Source organism: Jejubacter calystegiae (assembly GCF_005671395.1).
In the GTDB taxonomy this organism is placed as follows: domain Bacteria; phylum Pseudomonadota; class Gammaproteobacteria; order Enterobacterales; family Enterobacteriaceae; genus Jejubacter; species Jejubacter calystegiae.
The window spans coordinates 596983-618507 of sequence record NZ_CP040428.1 but is presented as its reverse complement, the minus strand read 5'-3'; the positions used below and the strand labels follow the sequence as shown (position 1 = coordinate 618507).

General features: G+C 56.0%; 25 protein-coding genes and 2 tRNA genes. 20 read left to right on the top strand and 7 right to left on the bottom strand.

The annotated features are described in order from the left end of the window. Positions 1-3: 3 nt before the first annotated feature. Positions 4-981 (bottom strand): calcium/sodium antiporter, encoded by a 978-nt coding sequence (locus FEM41_RS02835; RefSeq protein ID WP_138094248.1) that lies wholly within the window; start codon positions 979-981, stop codon positions 4-6. A gap of 231 nt (positions 982-1212) precedes the next feature. Here FEM41_RS02835 and mlaF point away from each other — a divergent pair, with 231 nt between their 5' ends. From mlaF to murA, 7 genes are all read left to right on the top strand, one after another. Continuing rightward, complete coding sequence (gene mlaF, locus FEM41_RS02830; protein ID WP_138094245.1) at positions 1213-2025, top strand: phospholipid ABC transporter ATP-binding protein MlaF; 813 nt, start codon at positions 1213-1215, stop codon at positions 2023-2025. Positions 2026-2032: 7 nt separating this feature from the next. Then, on the top strand, positions 2033-2815 hold the full coding sequence (gene mlaE, locus FEM41_RS02825) for a lipid asymmetry maintenance ABC transporter permease subunit MlaE (protein WP_138094243.1): 783 nt from the start codon (positions 2033-2035) through the stop codon (positions 2813-2815). Positions 2816-2819: 4 nt separating this feature from the next. Further along, a complete protein-coding gene (gene mlaD, locus FEM41_RS02820) occupies positions 2820-3371 on the top strand; it encodes an outer membrane lipid asymmetry maintenance protein MlaD (RefSeq protein ID WP_138094241.1) in 552 nt (183 codons plus the stop codon). Between the two features lie 17 nt (positions 3372-3388). Continuing rightward, positions 3389-4024 (top strand): phospholipid-binding protein MlaC, encoded by a 636-nt coding sequence (gene mlaC / locus FEM41_RS02815; protein ID WP_138094239.1) that lies wholly within the window; start codon positions 3389-3391, stop codon positions 4022-4024. After that, positions 4024-4326: a lipid asymmetry maintenance protein MlaB gene (gene mlaB, locus FEM41_RS02810; protein WP_138094237.1), complete on the top strand. Its 303-nt coding sequence runs from the start codon at positions 4024-4026 to the stop codon at positions 4324-4326. The genes mlaC and mlaB overlap by 1 nt, the downstream gene beginning before the upstream one ends. 121 nt (positions 4327-4447) lie before the next feature. Continuing rightward, positions 4448-4702, top strand: coding sequence for a BolA family iron metabolism protein IbaG (gene ibaG / locus FEM41_RS02805; RefSeq protein ID WP_138094235.1), 255 nt, complete (start codon positions 4448-4450; stop codon positions 4700-4702). Between the two features lie 50 nt (positions 4703-4752). Next, positions 4753-6015 carry a UDP-N-acetylglucosamine 1-carboxyvinyltransferase gene (gene murA / locus FEM41_RS02800; protein ID WP_138094233.1) on the top strand — a complete coding sequence of 421 codons (1263 nt, stop codon included), beginning with the start codon at positions 4753-4755 and terminating at the stop codon, positions 6013-6015. Positions 6016-6064: 49 nt separating this feature from the next. Here murA and sfsB read toward each other — a convergent pair whose 3' ends face one another. Together sfsB and ispB are read right to left on the bottom strand one after the other, a co-directional pair. After that, complete coding sequence (gene sfsB, locus FEM41_RS02795; protein WP_138094231.1) at positions 6065-6328, bottom strand: DNA-binding transcriptional regulator SfsB; 264 nt, start codon at positions 6326-6328, stop codon at positions 6065-6067. 173 nt (positions 6329-6501) lie between these two features. Beyond that, positions 6502-7473 carry an octaprenyl diphosphate synthase gene (gene ispB / locus FEM41_RS02790; protein ID WP_138094229.1) on the bottom strand — a complete coding sequence of 324 codons (972 nt, stop codon included), beginning with the start codon at positions 7471-7473 and terminating at the stop codon, positions 6502-6504. 260 nt (positions 7474-7733) lie between these two features. On the opposite strand from ispB, the gene rplU reads away from it, so the two are divergent. From rplU to cgtA, 4 genes are all read left to right on the top strand, one after another. Beyond that, on the top strand, positions 7734-8045 hold the full coding sequence (gene rplU, locus FEM41_RS02785; RefSeq protein WP_138094227.1) for a 50S ribosomal protein L21: 312 nt from the start codon (positions 7734-7736) through the stop codon (positions 8043-8045). Between the two features lie 18 nt (positions 8046-8063). Beyond that, the gene (gene rpmA, locus FEM41_RS02780; RefSeq protein WP_002434222.1) at positions 8064-8321 is read left to right on the top strand and encodes a 50S ribosomal protein L27; all 258 of its coding nucleotides are present in this window, start codon (positions 8064-8066) and stop codon (positions 8319-8321) included. Positions 8322-8417: 96 nt separating this feature from the next. Continuing rightward, positions 8418-9389 carry a DMT family transporter gene (locus FEM41_RS02775; RefSeq protein WP_138099094.1) on the top strand — a complete coding sequence of 324 codons (972 nt, stop codon included), beginning with the start codon at positions 8418-8420 and terminating at the stop codon, positions 9387-9389. A gap of 16 nt (positions 9390-9405) precedes the next feature. Continuing rightward, on the top strand, positions 9406-10581 hold the full coding sequence (gene cgtA / locus FEM41_RS02770) for an Obg family GTPase CgtA (RefSeq protein WP_138094225.1): 1176 nt from the start codon (positions 9406-9408) through the stop codon (positions 10579-10581). Between the two features lie 57 nt (positions 10582-10638). On the opposite strand, the gene pmrB is transcribed toward cgtA, so the two are convergent. From pmrB to dacB, 3 genes are read right to left on the bottom strand one after another with little or no spacing between them, the layout of a single operon-like run. Further along, entirely contained in the window at positions 10639-11697 is a 1059-nt protein-coding gene (gene pmrB, locus FEM41_RS02765) for a two-component system sensor histidine kinase PmrB (protein ID WP_138094223.1), read from the bottom strand. Beyond that, complete coding sequence (gene pmrA, locus FEM41_RS02760; RefSeq protein WP_138094221.1) at positions 11694-12356, bottom strand: two-component system response regulator PmrA; 663 nt, start codon at positions 12354-12356, stop codon at positions 11694-11696. Before pmrA ends, pmrB begins: the two co-directional genes overlap by 4 nt. A gap of 2 nt (positions 12357-12358) precedes the next feature. Then, a complete protein-coding gene (dacB, locus tag FEM41_RS02755; RefSeq protein WP_138094219.1) occupies positions 12359-13792 on the bottom strand; it encodes a serine-type D-Ala-D-Ala carboxypeptidase in 1434 nt (477 codons plus the stop codon). Between the two features lie 252 nt (positions 13793-14044). On the opposite strand from dacB, the gene greA reads away from it, so the two are divergent. Then, entirely contained in the window at positions 14045-14521 is a 477-nt protein-coding gene (gene greA, locus FEM41_RS02750) for a transcription elongation factor GreA (protein ID WP_138094217.1), read from the top strand. A gap of 158 nt (positions 14522-14679) precedes the next feature. Here the strand turns inward: greA and yhbY are convergent, their stop codons facing one another. Then, positions 14680-14973, bottom strand: coding sequence for a ribosome assembly RNA-binding protein YhbY (yhbY, locus tag FEM41_RS02745; protein WP_138094215.1), 294 nt, complete (start codon positions 14971-14973; stop codon positions 14680-14682). A gap of 126 nt (positions 14974-15099) precedes the next feature. Between yhbY and rlmE the strand changes: the two genes are divergently transcribed. From rlmE to rimP, 8 genes are all read left to right on the top strand, one after another. Continuing rightward, complete coding sequence (rlmE, locus tag FEM41_RS02740) at positions 15100-15729, top strand: 23S rRNA (uridine(2552)-2'-O)-methyltransferase RlmE (RefSeq protein ID WP_138094213.1); 630 nt, start codon at positions 15100-15102, stop codon at positions 15727-15729. Between the two features lie 56 nt (positions 15730-15785). After that, on the top strand, positions 15786-17726 hold the full coding sequence (gene ftsH / locus FEM41_RS02735) for an ATP-dependent zinc metalloprotease FtsH (protein ID WP_138094211.1): 1941 nt from the start codon (positions 15786-15788) through the stop codon (positions 17724-17726). A gap of 94 nt (positions 17727-17820) precedes the next feature. Then, a complete protein-coding gene (gene folP, locus FEM41_RS02730) occupies positions 17821-18669 on the top strand; it encodes a dihydropteroate synthase (protein ID WP_138094209.1) in 849 nt (282 codons plus the stop codon). Continuing rightward, positions 18662-19999, top strand: a complete 1338-nt coding sequence (gene glmM, locus FEM41_RS02725) for a phosphoglucosamine mutase (RefSeq protein WP_138094206.1) — start codon at positions 18662-18664, stop codon at positions 19997-19999. Before folP ends, glmM begins: the two co-directional genes overlap by 8 nt. A 220-nt stretch (positions 20000-20219) precedes the next feature. Then, entirely contained in the window at positions 20220-20549 is a 330-nt protein-coding gene (secG, locus tag FEM41_RS02720; RefSeq protein ID WP_138094204.1) for a preprotein translocase subunit SecG, read from the top strand. 45 nt (positions 20550-20594) lie between these two features. Beyond that, positions 20595-20681 (top strand) — tRNA-Leu (locus FEM41_RS02715). Between the two features lie 56 nt (positions 20682-20737). After that, positions 20738-20814, top strand: a tRNA-Met gene (locus tag FEM41_RS02710). Between the two features lie 236 nt (positions 20815-21050). Further along, positions 21051-21503, top strand: coding sequence for a ribosome maturation factor RimP (rimP, locus tag FEM41_RS02705; RefSeq protein ID WP_138094202.1), 453 nt, complete (start codon positions 21051-21053; stop codon positions 21501-21503). Positions 21504-21525: the final 22 nt, after the last annotated feature.

Sequence of the window (21525 nt, the reverse complement as noted above, 5' to 3'; positions counted from 1 at the left end):
CAGTTATTCAACGAGACGAGGAGCCGTGATAAACAGCACCGTCATCCATATTAAAAATCCACAGGTTAACAGGGCGCCCACCGTGCGTCCGATATGGCGCGTCTTACGCCAGCACAGCAGAGCAAAAAGTACGCTGACCACCAGCATCAGACCATAGTCCCGAACTATAGCCTGCGGGTCAAAGGCGCCAGGCGAGAGCAGCGCCGGCAGCCCAAGCACAATGGCGATATTAAAAATGTTAGCGCCAATAATATTACCGATAGCGATATCGTCCTCGCCTTTACGTGCGCCAGCAATCACCGTCGCCAGCTCAGGCAAACTGGTGCCAACGGAGATGATCGTCAGGCCTGGCAGCAGCTCGCTCACTGAAAAGGCGTTAGCCAGCACGGTGGCGTTATCGATCACCATTCGGGTGGCCACCGGCATAATCAGCAGCGCAACGCCCAGCCAGAGAAACGCGACCGGCTGGCTTACGCCGCGCGGTAATTCCAGCATTTGCTCATTGGTCAGGCTATCATTACCCTGACGTTGGGCGAGACGGGCAATCTTAACGGTAAACAGCAGATAAAGCACGGCGGTTGCCAGCAATATCACGCCATCCAGTCGGCTCAGGTTGCCGTCATACAGCAAAAAGCCGCACAGAACGCTGAGCGCCAACATTAAGGGTAACTCGCGGCGCAGAATATCGGAATGCACGGTAAAGGGGTGCAGTAACGCGCCCAGACCCAGTATCAGCAGAATATTGGTGATATTAGAGCCAAGCGCCGTTCCTACTGCCAGATCCAACTGGCCATGCAGCCCGGCCGCCGCCGAAACAATAATTTCTGGCAGGGAAGTACCGATACTGACTACGGTCAGACCAATAATCAGAGGTGGAACGCCCAGGCTCTGGCCAAGAATCGACGCGGCAAATACCAGCCGGTCTGCGCCATAAACAACCAGAAGTAACCCGATGATTAACAGAGCCGTAGCTAAAAGCATGCAGAATCCTCAAGGAAGGTATAATCGCCGGTCCATTGGCTGGAAACCCCGGGCGCGCATACAGTTCTGTGTTAGTTGCGTTTAATTCTTAATTTTGACTTTTAGAAGGGAAAAAGTAAAACAAATGCCAGCTTTAGCTAACCCGGCGCGTTATTCTTCTGTAAGAATGCGGGGTTTTGATGAATGCTCTGCCACAGAGCGAATCTTATGCGGTAAACAGGAACTCAATTGATGAGCCAGACGCAGACGAATCTGGTCGAGGTTCGGGGAGTCAGCTTCTCGAGAGGGGAGCGGCGTATCTTTGACGAGATTACGCTCTCGGTACCCCGGGGCAAGATCTCGGCGATTATGGGCCCTTCAGGCATCGGTAAAACGACGCTGTTGCGCCTGATCGGCGGCCAGATCCCGCCGGATACCGGGGAGATTCTCTTCGACGGAGAAAACATACCCGCCATGTCACGCTCGCGGCTTTACCAGGTGCGCAAACGGATGAGTATGCTGTTCCAGTCCGGGGCGCTCTTTACCGATCTCACCGTATTTGAAAACGTGGCCTGGCCGCTGCGCGAGCATACCCGGCTGCCGGAGCCGCTGCTGCATAGCACGGTGATGATGAAGCTGGAGGCGGTAGGACTGCGGGGCGCGGCGTCGCTGATGCCTTCCGAACTGTCCGGCGGTATGGCGCGCCGTGCAGCACTGGCGCGCGCTATCGCGCTTGAGCCGGATCTGATCATGTTCGATGAGCCTTTTGTCGGTCAGGATCCCATTACCATGGGAGTGCTGGTGAAGCTGATCTCCGAGCTGAACAGCTCGCTGGGTGTCACCTGTATTGTGGTTTCCCACGACGTGCCAGAGGTGCTGAGCATCGCGGATCACGCCTGGATTATCGCGGATCGTCGGGTGGTGGCTGAAGGTTCGCCCCAGTCGCTTGCGGATAATCAGGATCCCCGGGTGCGCCAGTTCCTGGACGGCATCGCCGACGGTCCGGTTCCGTTCCGCTACCCCGCCGGGGACTACCAACACGATCTAACAGGAACAGGGAGTTGAGCCACTCATGCTTCTAAATGCACTGGCGTCGTTCGGCCGTCGTGGGATAGCGACCTGCGCCGCGTTCGGGCGTGCCGGGTTAATGTTGTTTAACGCGCTGGTGGGCAAGCCGGAATTCCGTAAACACGCCCCACTGTTGGTTAAGCAACTCTATAACGTTGGCGTACTGTCGCTGATGATCATCATCGTTTCCGGGCTGTTTATCGGGATGGTGCTGGGGCTCCAGGGCTATCTGGTGCTGACCACCTACAGTGCGGAAACCAGTCTTGGCATGATGGTGGCGCTATCGCTGTTGCGGGAGCTGGGGCCGGTGGTGACGGCGCTGCTGTTCGCCGGACGTGCGGGCTCCGCCCTGACGGCGGAGATTGGCCTGATGAAGGCCACCGAGCAGCTTTCCAGTATGGAGATGATGGCGGTGGATCCGCTGCGCAGGGTCGTTTCGCCGCGCTTCTGGGCCGGTATGATTTCGCTGCCGCTGCTATCGGTGATTTTTGTCGCCGTCGGGATTCTGGGCGGCGCGCTGGTGGGCGTGACCTGGAAAGGCATCGACGCCGGCTTCTTCTGGTCCGCCATGCAGAACGCGGTTGACTGGCGTATGGATCTGGTGAACTGCGTGATTAAGAGCGTAGTGTTCGCCGTAACCGTAAGCTGGATAGCGCTGTTTAACGGCTATGATGCGGTGCCGACCTCCGCGGGAATTAGTCGGGCAACCACGCGTACCGTCGTGCATGCGTCGCTGGCGGTGCTGGGTCTGGATTTTGTGCTGACGGCACTGATGTTTGGGAATTAAGTGAATGCAAACCAAGAAATCTGAAATCTGGGTCGGCGCGTTTTTGTTGATAGCGCTGGTGGCCGCCATTTTCCTGTGTCTGAAGGTGGCTAACGTCACCGCGCTGAACAGCGAGCCAACTTATCGTCTGTATGCGACCTTCGATAATATCGGCGGTCTGAAGGAGCGCTCGCCTATTCGTATCGGCGGGGTGACTATTGGCCGGGTGCACGATATCTCCCTTGACCCGAAGAGCTATCTGCCGCGGGTAGCGATGGACATCGAACAGCGTTATAACCATATTCCGGATACCAGCTCGCTGGCGATCCGCACCTCCGGGCTTCTGGGAGAGCAGTACCTGGCGATGAATATCGGCTTCGAGGATCCTGAGCTGGGAACCGCTATTCTTAAGGATGGTGATACCATTCAGGACACCAAGTCGGCGATGGTGCTGGAGGATCTGATCGGTCAGTTCCTGTACAAGAGCAACAGCGACGATAATAAGAACCCGGGCGATGGCGATAAGGCCGCGGCCGGAGATAATGGAACACAGCCGCAACCCGGCACGACGAAGTAATTCAGGAGAAAATTCATATGATTAAACGTATGTTAATGGTCGCTATGCTGGTGATTGCGCCGCTGGCAACAGCGGTAGCCGCGGATATGTCCAATCCTTATCAGGTGATGAACGAAGCGGCGAAAAAAACCTTCGATCGTCTGAAACGCGAGCAGCCGCAGATTCGTCAGAACCCGGACCATCTGCGCGACGTGGTCGATCAGGAACTGCTGCCCTACGTGCAGGTAAAATATGCCGGTGCCCTGGTGCTGGGTCGTTACTATAAAGAGGCGACTCCGGCGCAGCGTGAAGCCTACTTCGCTGCTTTCCGCGAATATCTGAAACAGGCCTACGGCCAGGCGCTGGCGATGTATCACGGCCAGACTTATCAGGTCGCTCCCGAAAAGCCGCTGGGCGACGCCACCATAGTGCCGATTCGCGTCACTATCATCGATCCCAACGGCCGTCCGCCGGTACGCCTGGACTTCCAGTGGCGTAAGAACACCCAGAGCGGCAACTGGCAGGCCTACGACATGATTGCCGAAGGCGTCAGCATGATCACCACCAAACAGAATGAATGGAGCGATCTGCTGCGCACTAAAGGCATTGATGGTCTGACCGAACAGCTAAAATCTATCTCTAAACAGAAAATCACCCTGGACGAGAAAAAGTAATGTCCGCATCGCTACGCTGGGCACGTCAGGGCGAGACCCTGAACCTGGAAGGCGTACTCGAGGAGCAGACCCTGCGTCCACTGTGGGACGCACGGGCTGAAGTGAGCCGCGACCTGCGGTATATCGCGTTGCAGGGGCTGGAACGGGTAGATACCGCAGGCCTGGCGTTGCTGGTGCATCTGGTTGCTCTCGCCTCATCTTCTGGTCAGTCGGTGACGATTAGCGGCGTTAGCCCCAGCCTGCAGACCCTGGCCCGGCTCTACAATTTGCCGTCAGGCGCCTTTCCCACAGACGGCCTCTAATTTTCAGCACTTTACCTGGCGGCCCGGATGATTGTTACAATCCGGGCCGCTTTGCCTGTTTAAGCGTGCGCCACTTTCCTCTAAGATGTGGGGCTGTTTTACTATCCGACGAAGTGATCCCATGGAAAATCATGAAATTCAGACAGTGCTGATGAATGCACTGCCCCTTCAGGAAGCCCACGTCTCTGGCGATGGCAGCCACTTTCAGGTTATCGCGGTGGGTGACCTGTTCGCCGATATGAGTCGCGTTAAGAAGCAGCAGGCTGTTTATGCGCCGCTGATGGAGCTGATTGCCGAAAACCGCATTCACGCGGTCTCCATTAAGGCTTATACCCCGCAGGAGTGGGAACGCGACCGTAAATTAAACGGCTTTTAAGCTATGGGCAGTGCGCCGGTAGCAGAGATTGAATAATAGAGAACTGTTGAATGGATAAGTTTCGTGTACAGGGCCCGACCCGGTTGAGCGGCGAAGTGGCGATTTCCGGAGCGAAAAACGCGGCCCTGCCGATTTTGTTCGCGGCTCTGCTGGCTGAAGAGCCGGTGGAGATTCAGAATGTTCCAAAACTCAGGGACATCGATACCACCATGAAGCTGCTCAGCCAGCTGGGCACCAAAGTGGAGCGTAATGGTTCTGTCTGGATCGATGCCAGCAAGGTCGACATCTTCTGTGCGCCTTATGAACTGGTTAAAACCATGCGCGCTTCCATCTGGGCTCTGGGGCCGCTGGTGGCACGCTTTGGTCAGGGTCAGGTCTCACTGCCGGGAGGATGTGCTATCGGCGCGCGTCCTGTGGATCTGCATATCAGCGGCCTGGAGCAACTGGGCGCAGAGATCAAGCTGGAAGAGGGCTACGTTAAAGCATCGGTTAACGGCCGTCTGAAAGGGGCGCATATCGTGATGGATAAGGTAAGCGTTGGCGCTACCGTGACCATCATGACTGCGGCGACGCTGGCGGAAGGCACTACCGTCATCGAAAACGCGGCGCGGGAGCCGGAAATTGTCGATACCGCCAACTTCCTGAACGAACTGGGCGCGAAGATCACCGGCATGGGCAGCGATCGCATCACCATTGAAGGGGTAGAGCGACTGGGCGGCGGCGTATGGCGCGTACTGCCGGATCGCATTGAAACCGGCACCTTCCTGGTGGCTGCGGCAGTTTCCGGCGGTAAGGTGATGTGTCGCAATGCCTGCCCGCACACGCTCGATGCCGTGCTGGCCAAATTGCGTGATGCCGGTGCCGATATTGAGACCGGTGATGACTGGATAAGCCTGGATATGCACGGCAAGCGCCCGAAGGCGGTAAACGTGCGTACTGCACCGCATCCGGGATTCCCGACCGATATGCAGGCCCAGTTCACGCTGCTGAATATGGTAGCGGAAGGGACTGGCGTCATCACCGAAACCATCTTTGAAAACCGCTTTATGCACGTTCCCGAGCTGATTCGTATGGGCGCGCACGCGGAGATCGAAAGCAATACCGCGATTTGTCACGGCGTTGAGCATCTGTCCGGCGCTCAGGTCATGGCGACTGACCTGCGCGCTTCTGCGAGCCTGGTACTGGCGGGCTGTATCGCGGAAGGTGCCACGGTGGTGGAGCGTATCTACCATATCGATCGCGGCTATGAACGTATTGAAGATAAGCTGCAGGCGCTGGGCGCCAGAATCGAGCGCATCTCCGGCGAAGAATAATCGCTGAGATAAGAGCAAAAAACGGGGCCTGATTGGCCCCGTTTCGTTTTTAGCGCTGGCGAATGGAACGCCTTCTGTCGATAAACTCGTGGGTAACAGGATCGTGGTAGCGGGATGGCCAGATCACCCACGGGTCAATGCCTAACGCTTCGGCGATCAACCGTTCGCCTTTCGGCCAGGGGCGGCTAAGCGCGTTGGCAAGCGTGGACGAGCTAAGACCGGCACTGCGTGAAACCGCCGCCAGTGATGTTCCCTTTTTACGAAGCGCTGCGATGATATCGGCAGAGTGCCAGTCGACGAATTGGTTTTTCATGTTTTCTCCCTGTCAGCAGAATGTGCCATAGCTCCGGTGACTTCATTGCCTTCTGTTTATAACATAAACAGTTACCAATGGTTCCTGTAAGTTTCTAATACGCGCTGAAATGTGGACTGATGCACAGAGGAGAATGAAACGGGTGAAACCCGCGCCGGACGACGCGGGGGAGATTAGTGATTACGCTGTACGGCGATATGCGCCAGCGCCACCAGGGCTTCACGCTGCGGCGTGTCCGGCAGGGCGGCGAGGGCGGCGATGGCTTTATCGGCCTCTTCCTCCGCACGCTGACGGGTCCATTCCAGCGATCCGCAGGCGGCCATTGTTTCCAGAACCGGTTCCAATAAATGACGGCCGTTGCCTTCCTCAATAGCCTGACGGATCATCCGGGCCTGTTCCGGCGTGCCGTTCTGCATGGCGTGCAGTAGCGGTAGTGTCGGCTTGCCTTCATTCAGATCGTCGCCGACATTCTTGCCCAGAGTTTCGCCATCGGCGCTGTAATCCAGCAGATCGTCGATAAGCTGGAAAGCGGTACCCAGATAACGGCCATAATCCTGCAACGCCTGTTCCTGCTCCGGCGTCGCACCGGCCAGAATTCCCGCACACTGGCTGGCGGCCTCGAACAGGCGGGCAGTCTTGCTATAGATAACCCGCATATAGCTTTCTTCCGTGATGTCCGGATCGTTGACGTTCATCAACTGCAGTACTTCGCCTTCAGCGATAACGTTGACCGCTTCGGACATCACTTCCAGCACCTTTAATGAGCCCAGACGGGTCATCATCTGGAAGGCGCGGGTATAGATAAAGTCACCCACCAGCACGCTGGCGGCGTTTCCGAAGGCGGCGTTGGCTGTCGCCTTGCCGCGACGCATATCCGACTCGTCCACAACATCGTCGTGCAGCAGGGTGGCCGTGTGGATAAACTCAATCAGCGCGGCGAGCGTGATGTGGGCATCCCCCTGATAGTCGAGCGCCCGGGCAGAAAGCACGGCGATCATGGGGCGAATGCGCTTTCCACCGCCGCTAACGATGTAGTATCCCAACTGATTGATAAGCTGAACATCAGTGCTGAGTTGCTCAAGGATGACTGCGTTGACACCCGCCATATCTTGCGCGGTTAACTGATTAATATTCTCTAAATTCATCGCAAAAATCTGGCTATCGTCCTGTTGACCACACATCCCTACGGGATAACGTAATGGGGAATCGTATACTCAATTGTACGGATTGTACCGTAAAAACGCGGCAGATAAACGGCGCCGTCGCAGTTGCGTTTTTTTTCTGTACAGAACGTCGATCGGGCTTGTCAAAGCCTCACTATTTGCGTAATATTCGCGCCCTATTGTGAATATTTGTAGCGCAGCCTGAATCCAAAGAAAGGCCAGCGCGGAAAGCGGAGTTTTTTATGTACGCAGTTTTCCAAAGTGGTGGTAAACAACACCGAGTAAGCGAAGGTCAGACCGTTCGCCTGGAAAAGCTGGACATCGCAACTGGTGAATCCGTTGAATTCAACGAAGTTCTGATGGTTGCTGATGGCGAAGATGTCAAAATCGGCGTTCCTTTCGTTGATGGCGGCGTAATCAAAGCTGAAATCATTGCTCACGGTCGCGGCGAGAAAGTTAAGATCGTTAAGTTCCGTCGTCGTAAGCATCACCGTAAGCAGCAGGGTCACCGTCAGTGGTTCACTGATGTGAAGATCACTGGTATCAGCGCTTAATACAGGGGAGCAGGTAAAATGGCACACAAAAAGGCTGGCGGCTCAACTCGTAACGGTCGCGATTCAGAAGCTAAACGTCTGGGCGTAAAACGCTTTGGCGGTGAAGCAGTTCTGGCAGGTAGCATCATCGTTCGTCAGCGTGGCACCAAATTCCACGCAGGCACCAACGTTGGTTGCGGCCGTGACCACACTCTGTTCGCTTTGACTGACGGTAAAGTTAAGTTCGAAGTGAAAGGCCCGAAAAACCGTAAATTTATCAGCATCGTCGCTGAATAAGTTTTTCGAGTCCCGGTAACGGATAGAGCCCCGCAACACGTTGCGGGGCTTTTTATTATTCTGGGGCAGGCAGTTGCCGCAACAGGGGAAAGAGTGATGAAACAGCAGGCCAGCGTCGGTTTCGTTCTGGCGATCGTGACCGCGATGTGCTGGGGTGCGCTACCGATAGCCATGAAGCAGGTGCTGGAGGTCATGGATCCTCCTACTGTGGTGTTTTATCGTTTCCTGCTGGCCGGGATTGGGCTGGCGCCCATTCTGGCGATGCGCGGTCAACTACCGCCCTTGCGGATGTTCCGTAAGCCTCGCTGGCTCGGATTGCTGGCGATAGCCACCGGCGGCCTGTTCGGTAACTTTATCCTGTTCAGCTCCTCGCTTCAGTACCTGAACCCCACCGCTTCCCAGGTGATTGGTCAGCTTTCACCGGTTGGATTGATGGTGGCAAGCGTGATTGTGCTTAAAGAGAAGATGCGCGGTACCCAGGTGGTCGGCGCGCTAATGCTGCTGAGCGGGCTGATCATGTTTTTCAACACCAGTCTGGTGGAGATCTTCACCCGGCTGACGGATTACACCTGGGGCGTGATTTTCGGCGTTGGCGCCGCATCGTCATGGGTGTGCTATGGCCTGGCCCAAAAAGTACTGTTACGCCGTCTGGCATCACAGCAGATTTTATTATTGTTGTATATTTTATGTACAATAGCCTTGTTGCCGCTGGCAAGCCCTGGGGTCATCATGCAGCTCGATAGCTGGCAGCTTGCCTGTCTTATCTTCTGTGGGTTGAATACCCTGGTTGGATATGGTGCCCTGGCGGAAGCGATGGCTCGCTGGCAGGCGGCGCAGGTCAGCGCCCTGATTACGCTGACGCCGCTGTTTACACTGCTGTTTTCTGAATTGTTGTCACTCGCCTGGCCCCTGGTCTTCGACAGACCGATGCATAATTTGCTGGCGCTGGTGGGGGCTTTCGTCGTGGTATCGGGCGCGATGTATTCCGCTATCGGTCACCGTCTGTGGGGCGGTTTACGTAAGCGTGACGCGGCGGTGGCAATGACCACTACCCGCCCGGGCGAATGAGTTACGGAGAAGTAAGATGAAGTTTGTTGATGAAGCGAAGATTCTGGTCGTCGCGGGTGATGGTGGTAACGGTTGTATCAGTTTCCGCCGCGAAAAATATATCCCGAAAGGGGGCCCGGATGGCGGTGATGGCGGTGATGGGGGAGACGTCTGGCTGGAGGCCGATGAGAACCTGAACACCCTGATCGACTATCGCTTTGAGAAAGCGTTTCGGGCCGAGCGGGGCCAGAACGGCCAGAGCCGTGATTGTACCGGCAGGCGGGGTAAAGATGTCTCCATTAAAGTGCCGGTAGGAACCCGTGTGGTCGACCAGGGCACTGGCGAAGTCATGGGCGATATGACCAAACATGGTCAACGTCTGATGGTTGCCAAAGGGGGCTGGCACGGCCTGGGCAATACCCGTTTTAAATCTTCGGTTAACCGAACGCCGCGTCAGAAGACTAACGGCACGCCGGGCGATAAGCGCGATCTACTGCTGGAACTGATGCTGCTGGCGGATGTCGGCATGCTGGGACTGCCTAATGCCGGCAAATCCACCTTTATTCGTTCGGTCTCGGCAGCGAAACCGAAAGTGGCGGACTATCCGTTTACCACCCTGGTGCCAAGCCTGGGCGTGGTGCGTATGGACAGCGAAAAGAGCTTCGTGGTGGCGGATATTCCCGGGTTGATTGAAGGGGCGGCGGAAGGCGCCGGCCTGGGCATTCGCTTCCTGAAGCATCTGGAACGCTGCCGGGTACTGCTGCACCTGATCGATATTGCGCCTATCGATGAGTCCGATCCGGTTGAAAATGCCCGGGTGATTATCAGCGAGCTGGAAAAATACAGCAGCAAGCTGGCTGAGAAGCCGCGCTGGCTGGTGTTTAACAAAGTCGATCTGATGGACAGGGCAGAGGCGGAAGCGAAGGCTCAGGAAATCGCCGACGCTCTGGGCTGGGAAGGTAAGCATTACCTGATCTCCGCAGCCAGCCACGACGGCGTGAACGCGCTGTGCTGGGATGTGATGAATTTCATCATTGAGAACCCGGTCAATAAGGAAGAAGGCGAGCAGCAGCCTGAGAAGGTCGAATTCATGTGGGATGACTACCATCGTCAGCAGCTGGAAGAGACAGCCAGCGAAGCAGAAGATGACGACTGGGACGATGACTGGGATGAAGACGACGACGAAGGCGTAGAGATTATCTACGAGCGCTAATCGTCAGAATACGCCCTGCGTTACCTTCACAAGAGAAGAAGGGACGCGGGGCGTTTTTTAATCGATATGGGTTGGTAGCCAGCAGCCCGCCTCAAGACCTTCGCTATCGCGACGGTTTTCCAGAATAATTTTCCCCCGATGAAGCTGCACGATGCGCTGAATAATACTTAGCCCAAGGCCGCTGCCGCCGTAGCGCTGATCGAGGCGGCGAAACGGCTCGGTAATTTTCAGCCGATGTTCCTCATCAATGCCGGGGCCCTCATCGATAACCGTCAGCTGCGTTCCTTCCTGCTGCTGGCTAAGCCGCACATCAATAACGCCGCCCTCCGGTCCGTAACGGCAGGCATTCTCCAGCAGATTACGCAGCATCAGGCGTAACAACACCGCGTCGCCTTCCACCATCAGGGGGGAAGACGCCGGCCAAATAATGCGTTGTTGGCGCTGCTGCGCCATCTCTTCCGCCTCCATGGTTAACGGGGCGATAATGTCGTTGCGCCAGTTCACGGTGGTGTAGTGGCCGCTGGCCAGCGCCTGACCGGCCCGTGACAGCATCAGTAGCTGACCAACGGTATGCATCAGGCGATCGATGCGCTCAATCAGCAACCCGGCCTGGGGCATTCCCTGCTGCTCCAGCAGTTCCAGATGCAGGCGGATGCCTGCCAGCGGCGTGCGGAGCTCGTGGGCGGCGTCGGCGGTGAACAGCCGCTCCTGCTGAATGGTGCTGTCCAGACGCGCCAACAGTTGGTTAATGGAGGTGGTGACGGCCGCCACCTCTTCCATATCGGTATACATCGGCAACGGCGAAAGATTATCGGCGGAACGGCTGGCAAGGCTACTGCGCAGACGGTTCAGCGGCCGGGTGATCCAGCTTACGGCCCAGAACGAGAAGAACAGGGTGAAACCCACCATCACCAGCGAAGGCACCAGCAGGGAGGCGATGGCCTCGTGAATCTCTTTTTCCACGTGCTGATTGCGGGTTTGTGCTGACAGCGTCTCATTAACCAGAAAGCCGATTTGCTCCTGGCTTTCATGCCACAGCCAGATAACGCTCACCAGTTGAAAGAACAGCAGAATCGCCGCCAGCATAATCATCAGACGGCGGCGCATGCTGTTCACTGGATTTTCTCCAGCCGGTAGCCGACGCCGCGCACCGTTTTAATGCGCTCTTTGCCCAGCTTGCGGCGCAGGTTATGGATATGCACTTCCAGGGTGTTGGAGCCGGGGTCGTCCTGCCAGCTATAGATATCCTGCTGGAGCGTTTCGCGGTGAACGGTCTGGCCGACCCGCATTATCAGGCGGCAAAGCAGAGCAAATTCTTTGGGGGTGACTTCCACCGGTTGGCCGCCCAAAAGTACCTGCTGAGTTTGCAGGTTGAGGGTCAAATCATCTTGCTGCAGCAGGTTATCGCTCTGGCCCTGCCAGCGGCGGATCAGCGCCCGCACCCTGGCCTGAAGTTCAGTCAGGGCGAAAGGCTTGACCAGGTAGTCATCAGCACCGGCATCCAGCCCCTGAACCCGATCTTCCAGCGCGTCGCGGGCGGTCAGGATCAGGACCGGATTACTGGTGCCGCGGCGACGCCACTGGCTTAACAGCGTGGCGCCGTCTTTGTCCGGCAGGCCGAGATCGAGGATCACCAGACTGTATTCGCCGCTCTGGATCAGCGCGTCCGCTTCGGCGGCGCTGGCCGCACAATCCAGGGCATAGCCTTCGTTACCCAGCGCCTGGGCCAGTCCCTGTTGCAGCAGTAAATCGTCTTCGACAATGAGTAGCTTCATAGTCAGTTATTCCGGTAGATATCCTTATAAAGCCGCCCTTCGAAGCGGGATAAAGGAATACGACGGTTACGATAATCGGCCGGCGGTACGGCGTAGCCGGACAGGAACTGGACGAACGCCATTTTCTGACCGCTGGCAGTCGTGATAAAGCCAGCCAGATTATACACCCCTTGCAGCGATCCGGTCTTGGCGGAAACTTTGCCATTGACCCCCGCGATATCCAGACCGGCGCGATACTGCAGCGAGCCGTCGTGACCCGCCAGCGGCAGCATTGAAATAAAGTTCAGCTCGCTGTCGTGGGCAGCAATGTACTGCAGCACCTTCATCATGGTGGTTGGCGAGATCAGGTTGTGACGTGACAGGCCTGAGCCGTCCACCACGATGGTATTACCCAGATCGATACCCGCCTTTTGTCGCAGCAACTGGCGTACCGCATCGGCACCGGCGCGCCAGGTACCCTGAACGCCGAAGTATTCGCGACCAATGGTACGGAAAACGGTATCGGCGATCATGTTATCGGACTTCTTCAGCATAATGCGCAGCAGATCGTGCAGTGGCGGCGAATTCACGCTGGCAATGACGGTGCCGGGCTCTTCCGGTTTGGTCTGGCGCATCAGGGAGCCGTCGTAACTAATGCCTGCGGTTTTCAGTTCGTCTTTGATGATCGCGCCGGCATAGCCGGCACCATCCTGAATCGCGAAGGCGAGCGGCAGCGGATCGCTGCGCTGGGGCAGGCAGCCGGTCAGGGTATAGCGGTTAAGATCGCCCGGCACCACATCCAGTTCACAGTAGCGGGCGTCCGCCGAGCCGCGAGCCAGGGTACGCACCTGACTGAAAACGGTGACCGGATAGTATGAGGCGATACGCACAAAGGCGGTGTCGTTAGCTTTCGGCGCGCTGTAGAGCGAGACGGAAAAACAGTTGCGGTCGATAATGGCGGCCGAGGGGGGGGCGCTGAAGCACTGGGTCATGTCGTTCCATGGCCAACCCGGCGCTTTATCGTGGCTGGTAAAGACCGAGGTGTCGATCAGGATGTTGCCGCTAATGCGCTGTACGCCCTCTTTTTTCAGCGCCGTCACCAGATTGCGAATATTCTGACGACGCAGAGTAGGATCGCCACTAAAGCGCGCGATCAAATCCCCCTGAAGTACGCCATCCTCCACATCGCCGCGGCGCTCCAGTGTGGTGGTAAAGCGATAGTCCGGCCCCAACTGCAGCAGAGCCGCCAGCGCGGTAATCACCTTCTGGGTACTGGCCGGTAGCGCCATCTGCTGACCGTGGTAATCCATAGTTGGCGAACTCGCACCCACCTTCTGAGCCAGGAACGCAAGGTTGCTCCCGGCGGGGAGCTGCTGAACGTATTCATCCACACTGGCAGCCTGGGCGCTCAATGTAAAAATGCTGGTCAACCCGATTATAAAACTGGAAAATCGCATAAATCTCGCGGTTACGGCCTGGAAACGTGCCCGTCATACTACGGTGCATTGCACCGCAAAGTAAACGATGACCCCCGGGGAACTTCCGGGTAAAATGAGTATCAAATTGAAAAATTATCACTGACCCGGGGGTCTTCCCCGGGTCGGTTTTCTTTTGTTTCTTTCCCGGCTAAAAGCAGGACTTCCGGGCCAGGCCCGAGTGCCGACTGTGGTGTACCGATCCCAACAGGACAGTTTTAAGAGGTATAAGAAATGCAACCTATTCCGATGACTTTACGTGGTGCAGAAAAACTTCGCGAAGAGCTGGATCACCTGAAATCCGTCCGCCGCCCTGAGATCATTGCGGCGATTGCGGAAGCGCGTGAGCACGGCGATCTGAAAGAGAATGCTGAATACCATGCCGCCCGCGAACAGCAAGGCTTCTGCGAGGGGCGCATCAAGGATATTGAGGGCAAGCTCTCTAACGCGCAGGTGATTGATGTCACTAAAATGCCGAACAACGGTCGCGTTATCTTTGGAGCTACCGTTACCATTCTGAACCTCGATAGCGATGAAGAGCAGTGCTACCGTATCGTGGGTGATGATGAGGCGGATATTAAGCAGAATCTTCTCTCCGTCAATTCCCCTATCGCCCGTGGGCTGGTAGGCAAAGAGGTGGATGACGTGGTGGTGATCAAGACGCCGGGCGGAGAAGTCGAGTATGAGATCGTTAAGGTTGAGTACCTCTGATTTCTGCTACGCTTGTGTCAGTGATGTCTGATTGTAAAGATAAGAAAAAGGCCGCGATGCGGCCTTTTAACAACTGAAGGGGCGTGGCATTTTGCACACACTCCGGCAAGAAATCGCCGTTTCTGGCTGTTACAGTAGCCCGAAACCGAGAGGGTTTCTTAGCGAGGAAGCGAAATTTTGCGCTCTTCAGAGGGACGATACAGCACAAGGGTTTTACCGATGACCTGGACATTGCAGGCGCCGGTCTCCCGCACGATAGCATCCACAATCAGGGCCCGGGTATCGCGGTCTTCCGCGGCAATCTTCACCTTGATTAACTCATGATGCGCCAGCGCTTGTTCAATCTCGGCCAGTACCCCTTCGGTCAAACCATTATCGCCAAGCTGTACGACGGGCTTAAGCGGATGTGCCAGACCTTTCAGGTGCTGTTTTTGTTTAGTACTCAGATTCATCGTGTTTTTTACTTACATTGGGATTGAAAACGGGCCATTCTACCGCCATCTCCCATTGAGAGTATAGCTAAGCTGGCGCAGTTTTTTTGAGCAGCGGCTTTACGATGAACCCGGATGGAATGCGAAATGACAGGTAAAAAGCGTTCTGCCAGCTCCAGTCGCTGGCTTCAGGAACACTTTAGCGATAAATATGTTCAACAGGCACAGAAAAAGGGGTTACGCTCCCGGGCCTGGTTTAAACTTGATGAAATACAGCAAAGTGACAAACTTTTTAAGCCGGGAATGACCGTTGTCGATCTTGGCGCCGCACCCGGAGGTTGGTCACAATATGTGGTAAGCCAAATTGGGGGCAAGGGCCGCATCATCGCTTGCGATCTTTTACCTATGGATCCTATTGTTGGTGTGGACTTTCTTCAGGGCGACTTTCGTGATGAATTAGTCGTGAATGCGCTAATGGAGCGTGTGGGCGATAGTAAAGTTCAGGTTGTCATGTCAGATATGGCGCCAAACATGAGCGGGACTCCGGCAGTAGATATTCCCCGCGCCATGTATCTGGTCGAACTGGCGCTCGATATGTGTCGCGATGTGCTGGCGCCGGGCGGAAGTTTTGTAGTGAAAGTTTTTCAGGGCGAAGGTTTCGATGAGTACCTGCGGGAAATTCGCTCCCTGTTTACGAAAGTGAAAGTTCGTAAACCGGACTCTTCTCGTGCCCGTTCACGCGAAGTGTACATTGTAGCGACCGGGCGTAAACTATAGTACCCTGACGCTGTTTGTTAACGCAGTTGTAATATGAGGTTAATCCCTTGAGTGACATGGCGAAAAACCTAATACTCTGGCTGGTCATCGCAGTCGTGCTGATGTCAGTATTCCAGAGCTTTGGGCCCAGCGAGTCAAATGGCCGTAGGGTGGATTACTCTACCTTCCTGCAAGAGGTCAATCAGGACCAGGTTCGCGAAGCGCGTATCAACGGACGTGAAATCAACGTTACCAAGAAAGATAGTAACCGATACACGACTTATATCCCCATCAACGATCCCAAACTGCTCGACAGCCTGGTTACCAAAAACGTAAAAGTCGTTGGTGAGCCGCCAGAAGAACCGAGCCTGCTGGCTTCTATCTTTATTTCCTGGTTCCCGATGCTGCTGTTGATCGGGGTTTGGATCTTCTTTATGCGCCAGATGCAGGGCGGCGGCGGTAAAGGCGCCATGTCATTCGGTAAGAGCAAGGCGCGGATGTTGACCGAAGACCAAATCAAAACCACTTTTGCCGACGTTGCAGGTTGCGACGAAGCCAAAGAAGAGGTGGGTGAACTGGTTGAGTATCTGCGCGAACCGAGCCGCTTCCAGAAACTGGGCGGTAAGATTCCGAAAGGCGTGCTGATGGTGGGCCCGCCGGGTACCGGTAAAACCCTGCTGGCGAAAGCGATCGCCGGTGAGGCGAAAGTCCCGTTCTTTACCATTTCGGGTTCCGACTTCGTAGAAATGTTCGTGGGTGTGGGTGCGTCCCGTGTCCGTGATATGTTCGAACAGGCGAAGAAAGCGGCTCCCTGCATTATCTTCATCGATGAGATCGATGCCGTGGGTCGTCAGCGTGGTGCAGGTCTGGGCGGCGGTCACGACGAGCGCGAGCAGACCCTGAACCAGATGCTGGTTGAGATGGACGGCTTCGAAGGCAATGAAGGCATTATCGTTATCGCCGCGACCAACCGTCCGGACGTTCTGGACCCGGCGCTGCTGCGTCCTGGTCGTTTCGACCGTCAGGTTGTTGTCGGCCTGCCGGACGTACGCGGTCGTGAACAGATCCTGAAGGTGCATATGCGTCGCGTGCCGCTGGCGACCGATATCGATGCTGCGATTATCGCGCGCGGTACCCCGGGCTTCTCCGGCGCCGACCTGGCTAACCTCGTTAACGAAGCGGCACTGTTCGCTGCTCGCGGTAACAAACGCGTTGTGTCCATGGTGGAATTCGAGAAGGCGAAGGATAAGATCATGATGGGTGCGGAACGCCGCTCCATGGTGATGACCGAAGCTCAGAAGGAATCCACGGCGTATCACGAAGCGGGCCATGCCATTATCGGCCGCCTGGTGCCGGAACACGATCCGGTGCATAAAGTGACGATTATCCCGCGCGGTCGCGCGCTGGGTGTGACCTTCTTCCTGCCGGAAGGGGACGCCATCAGCGCCAGCCGTCAGAAGCTGGAAAGCCAGATCTCAACGCTGTACGGCGGTCGTCTGGCGGAAGAGATTATCTACGGTGTCGAGCATGTCTCCACCGGCGCCTCCAACGACATTAAAGTAGCCACTAACCTGGCGCGCAACATGGTGACCCAGTGGGGCTTCTCCGAGAAGCTGGGGCCGCTGCTGTATGCGGAAGAAGACGGCGAAGTCTTCCTGGGCCGTAGCGTCGCGAAAGCGAAGCATATGTCGGATGAGACCGCACGTATTATCGATCAGGAAGTGAAGGCGATGATTGAGCGTAACTACAATCGTGCCCGCCAGATCCTGAACGACAATATGGATATTCTGCACTCGATGAAAGACGCGCTGATGAAGTATGAGACTATCGATGCACCTCAGATCGACGATCTGATGGCGCGCCGTGAAGTCCGCCCGCCAGCGGGTTGGGAAGATCCGGGAACTTCCGGTGATTCCGGCAACAACACCGGTAGCAGCAACGGCACGCCGCGTCCGACTGACGAGCCGCGTGGTCCGACGCCAGGCAACACCGTGTCAGAGCAGACCGGCGACAAATAAGCGCTGACTGCAGTGTCCGTATCGTTATAAGTAAACCCCGGCTAAGACCGGGGTTTTGTTTTTCTGTCACCAGTCGTAACCACAAGGAAAACTGATGAAACTCTTCGCCCAGGGATCCTCTCTGGATCTCTCGCACCCTCAGGTTATGGGGATTCTCAACGTGACGCCGGACTCTTTTTCCGACGGCGGATGCCATAATGCGCTGATCGATGCGGTCAGGCATGCCAACGATATGATCAACGCAGGCGCGACCATTATCGATATCGGCGGTGAGTCCACGCGTCCCGGGGCCGATGAGGTGAGCGTTGACGAAGAGCTGTCACGGGTGGTGCCGGTAGTCGAGGCGCTTTCCCGGCGCTTTGAGGTGTGGATTTCGGTAGATACTTCTAAACCCGAGGTGATTCTTGAGAGCGCGCGTGCGGGCGCTCATATTATCAACGATATCCGCTCGCTAAGCGAGCCGGGGGCGCTGGAAGCGGCGGCAAAAACGGGCCTGCCGGTCTGTCTGATGCATATGCAGGGTGAACCGCGCACGATGCAACAGGCGCCGCGCTACGACGATGTTTTCCATGATGTGGTGGCGTATTTCAATCAACAGATTTCGCGCTGTGAAGCGTCAGGAATCGGAAAAGAGAAATTGTTGCTCGACCCGGGCTTTGGTTTCGGTAAAAATTTAGGACATAACTATCAGCTTCTGGCCAGACTCTCTGAGTTTCACCGCTTTGGTCTGCCATTACTGGTCGGAATGTCGCGTAAGTCTATGATTGGGCAACTGCTGAACGTGGGTCCCGATCAGCGTCTGAGCGGGAGCCTGGCCTGCGCCGTGATCGCGGCAATGCAGGGCGCGCAGATTATTCGCGTCCACGACGTTAAAGAAACCGTAGAGGCGCTGCGGGTGACGGAAGCAACGCTTTCAGCAAAGGAAAAAAGCTACTATGAGTAACCGCAAATATTTTGGTACCGATGGTGTCCGTGGCCGGGTGGGCGACAGCCCTATAACGCCGGATTTTGTGTTGAAACTGGGCTGGGCCGCAGGCAAGGTCCTGGCGCGTAATGGCTCACGCCAGGTCATCATCGGTAAGGATACGCGTATCTCTGGTTATATGCTGGAGTCCGCGCTGGAAGCGGGTCTGGCCGCGGCGGGGCTCTCTGCTGCCTTTACCGGCCCGATGCCGACACCGGCGGTGGCCTACCTGACGCGTACCTTCCGTGCTGAAGCGGGGATTGTGATTTCTGCCTCCCACAACCCTTACTACGATAACGGGATTAAGTTCTTCTCTACCGATGGCACCAAACTACCGGACGATGTGGAAGAGGCGATTGAGGCTGAACTGGAAAAAGAGATCTGCTGTGTCGATTCCGCCGATCTCGGTAAGGCCAGCCGTATTGTCGATGCGGCAGGTCGCTATATTGAATTTTGTAAGGCGAACTTCCCGAACGCGCTGAGCCTTAACGGTCTGAAGATTGTGGTGGATTGCGCCAACGGGGCGACTTACCACATCGCCCCTAACGTACTGCGCGAGCTGGGCGCTGAAGTGATCGCGGTCGGTTGCGAACCGAATGGCGTTAACATCAACGATAAGTGCGGCGCCACCGATGTGGCAATGTTGCAGGCGCGGGTGGTGACAGAGCATGCGGATTTGGGCATTGCCCTGGATGGCGACGGCGATCGCATCATTATGGTCGACCATGAAGGTAACAAGATCGATGGCGATCAGATCCTCTATATCATCGCCCGGGAAGGGCTGCGCCAGGGGCGGCTGAACGGCGGCGCCGTGGGTACGCTGATGAGCAATATGGGGCTTGAACTGGCGCTGAAAGAGCTCGGTATTCCCTTCGAGCGTGCGAAAGTGGGCGACCGCTACGTGCTGGAAAAGATGCAGGAGAAAGGCTGGCGCATTGGTGCGGAAAACTCCGGTCATGTGATTCTTCTCGATCAGACCACGACCGGTGACGGCATTGTCGCGGGTCTGCAGGTGTTGGCGGCTGTGGTGCGCAATCGCATGAGCCTTCAGGACCTGTGCCGCGGTATGAAACTTTTCCCGCAGGTACTGGTGAACGTACGCTATACCGCTGGCAGCGACGATCCGCTCCAGAATGCGGAAGTTCAGAAGGTGGCCGCTGAAGTGGAACGTGAACTGGCAGGGCGTGGCCGGGTGCTGCTGCGCAAGTCAGGGACCGAACCGCTGATTCGCGTGATGGTCGAAGGGGAGGATGAAACCCAGGTCACCGCTATGGCAAATCGCATCGCCGACGCGGTGAAGAAGGTTTAATCTCCGAAGCGGAAAGGCTCCTCAGGGGCTTTTCCGCTGCAGGTTGCGCGCGATTGCTGTTTTTTTCCGCACATAACATCAAGTTGAGAAATTGCCCTTGCGTGCGGCACAGGCTTTAGATAGTATTCAGACCCGCTTCAGTGGGGAAGGCTAATGCCATCTCACTATTACTTGGTTTGAAGCAAAGGTACGCGGAAACCCCGCAAGGAACAGGTCGATTATGTACGAAGCTCTTTTAGTCGTTTTCCTTATTGTAGCGGTGGCGCTGATCGCCATGATCATGCTGCAGCAAGGCAAAGGTGCTGATATGGGAGCCTCCTTCGGCGCAGGCTCTTCTACTACGCTGTTTGGTTCGAGCGGTTCCGGGAACTTTATGACCCGCGTAACGGCTGTACTGGCGACGCTGTTTTTTATCATCAGCCTCGTGCTGGGTAACCTGAACAGCAACAAAACCAGTAAGGGAAGCGAATGGGAAAACCTGACTCAGCCGAAAACTGAGCAGACTCAACCGGCGGCACCGGCTAAGCCGTCCAGCGATATCCCGAACTAATCAGCCAGCATCGGGTGCGGCTAATGCGAGAGCCGCACTTTACGTGCCGAGGTGGTGGAATTGGTAGACACGCTACCTTGAGGTGGTAGTGCCCAATAGGGCTTACGGGTTCAAGTCCCGTCCTCGGTACCAAATCCTGTTAACTTGCTTTTTTGGCAGTTCAGGCGTATCATCGCAACGTTTTCTGACGCGGGGTGGAGCAGCCTGGTAGCTCGTCGGGCTCATAACCCGAAGGTCGTCGGTTCAAATCCGGCCCCCGCAACCACTTTCCCTGAGAGTTCTTTTTCAAATATACTGTGAAGAGCATCGCCTTCGCGATGAATTTTGAAAAAAATTCTCCCGGAAGGTGACATCCGGAATAGTTCAGATTGCATTACGGCAACCTGAGGTATGACGGGTGACAGGGTTCAGTTATATAAAGCCCCGTTAATCGGGGTTTTTTGTTATCTGACGAGAGAATAACTGGGCTTTTGGCCCTTTTTTTATGTCCTGGGGGTGGATTTGTCCACATTAGAGCAGAAGTTAACAGAGATGATCACCGCGCCTGTGGAGGCGCTGGGTTACGAGCTGGTTGGCGTCGAATTCATTCGCGGTCGCACATCTACGCTGCGCATCTATATTGATAGTGAAGATGGCATAAATGTTGATGATTGCGCTGATGCCAGCCGCCAGGTAAGTGCCGTACTGGATGTCGAAGATCCCATCACTGTGGCTTACAACCTGGAAGTTTCCTCGCCTGGCCTGGATCGTCCGCTGTTCACCGCCGATCACTACCACCGTTATATCGGTGAAGAGGTGAGCCTTGTCCTGCGCATGGCGGTGCAGAACCGTCGTAAATGGCAGGGCACGATTAAAGCCGTGGAAGGTGAAATGGTGACCGTCACGGTCGAAGGCAAAGATGAAGTGTTCGCGCTGAGCAACGTTCAGAAGGCGAACCTGGTACCCCACTTTTAACACTCTGGATTGAGGCGAAACC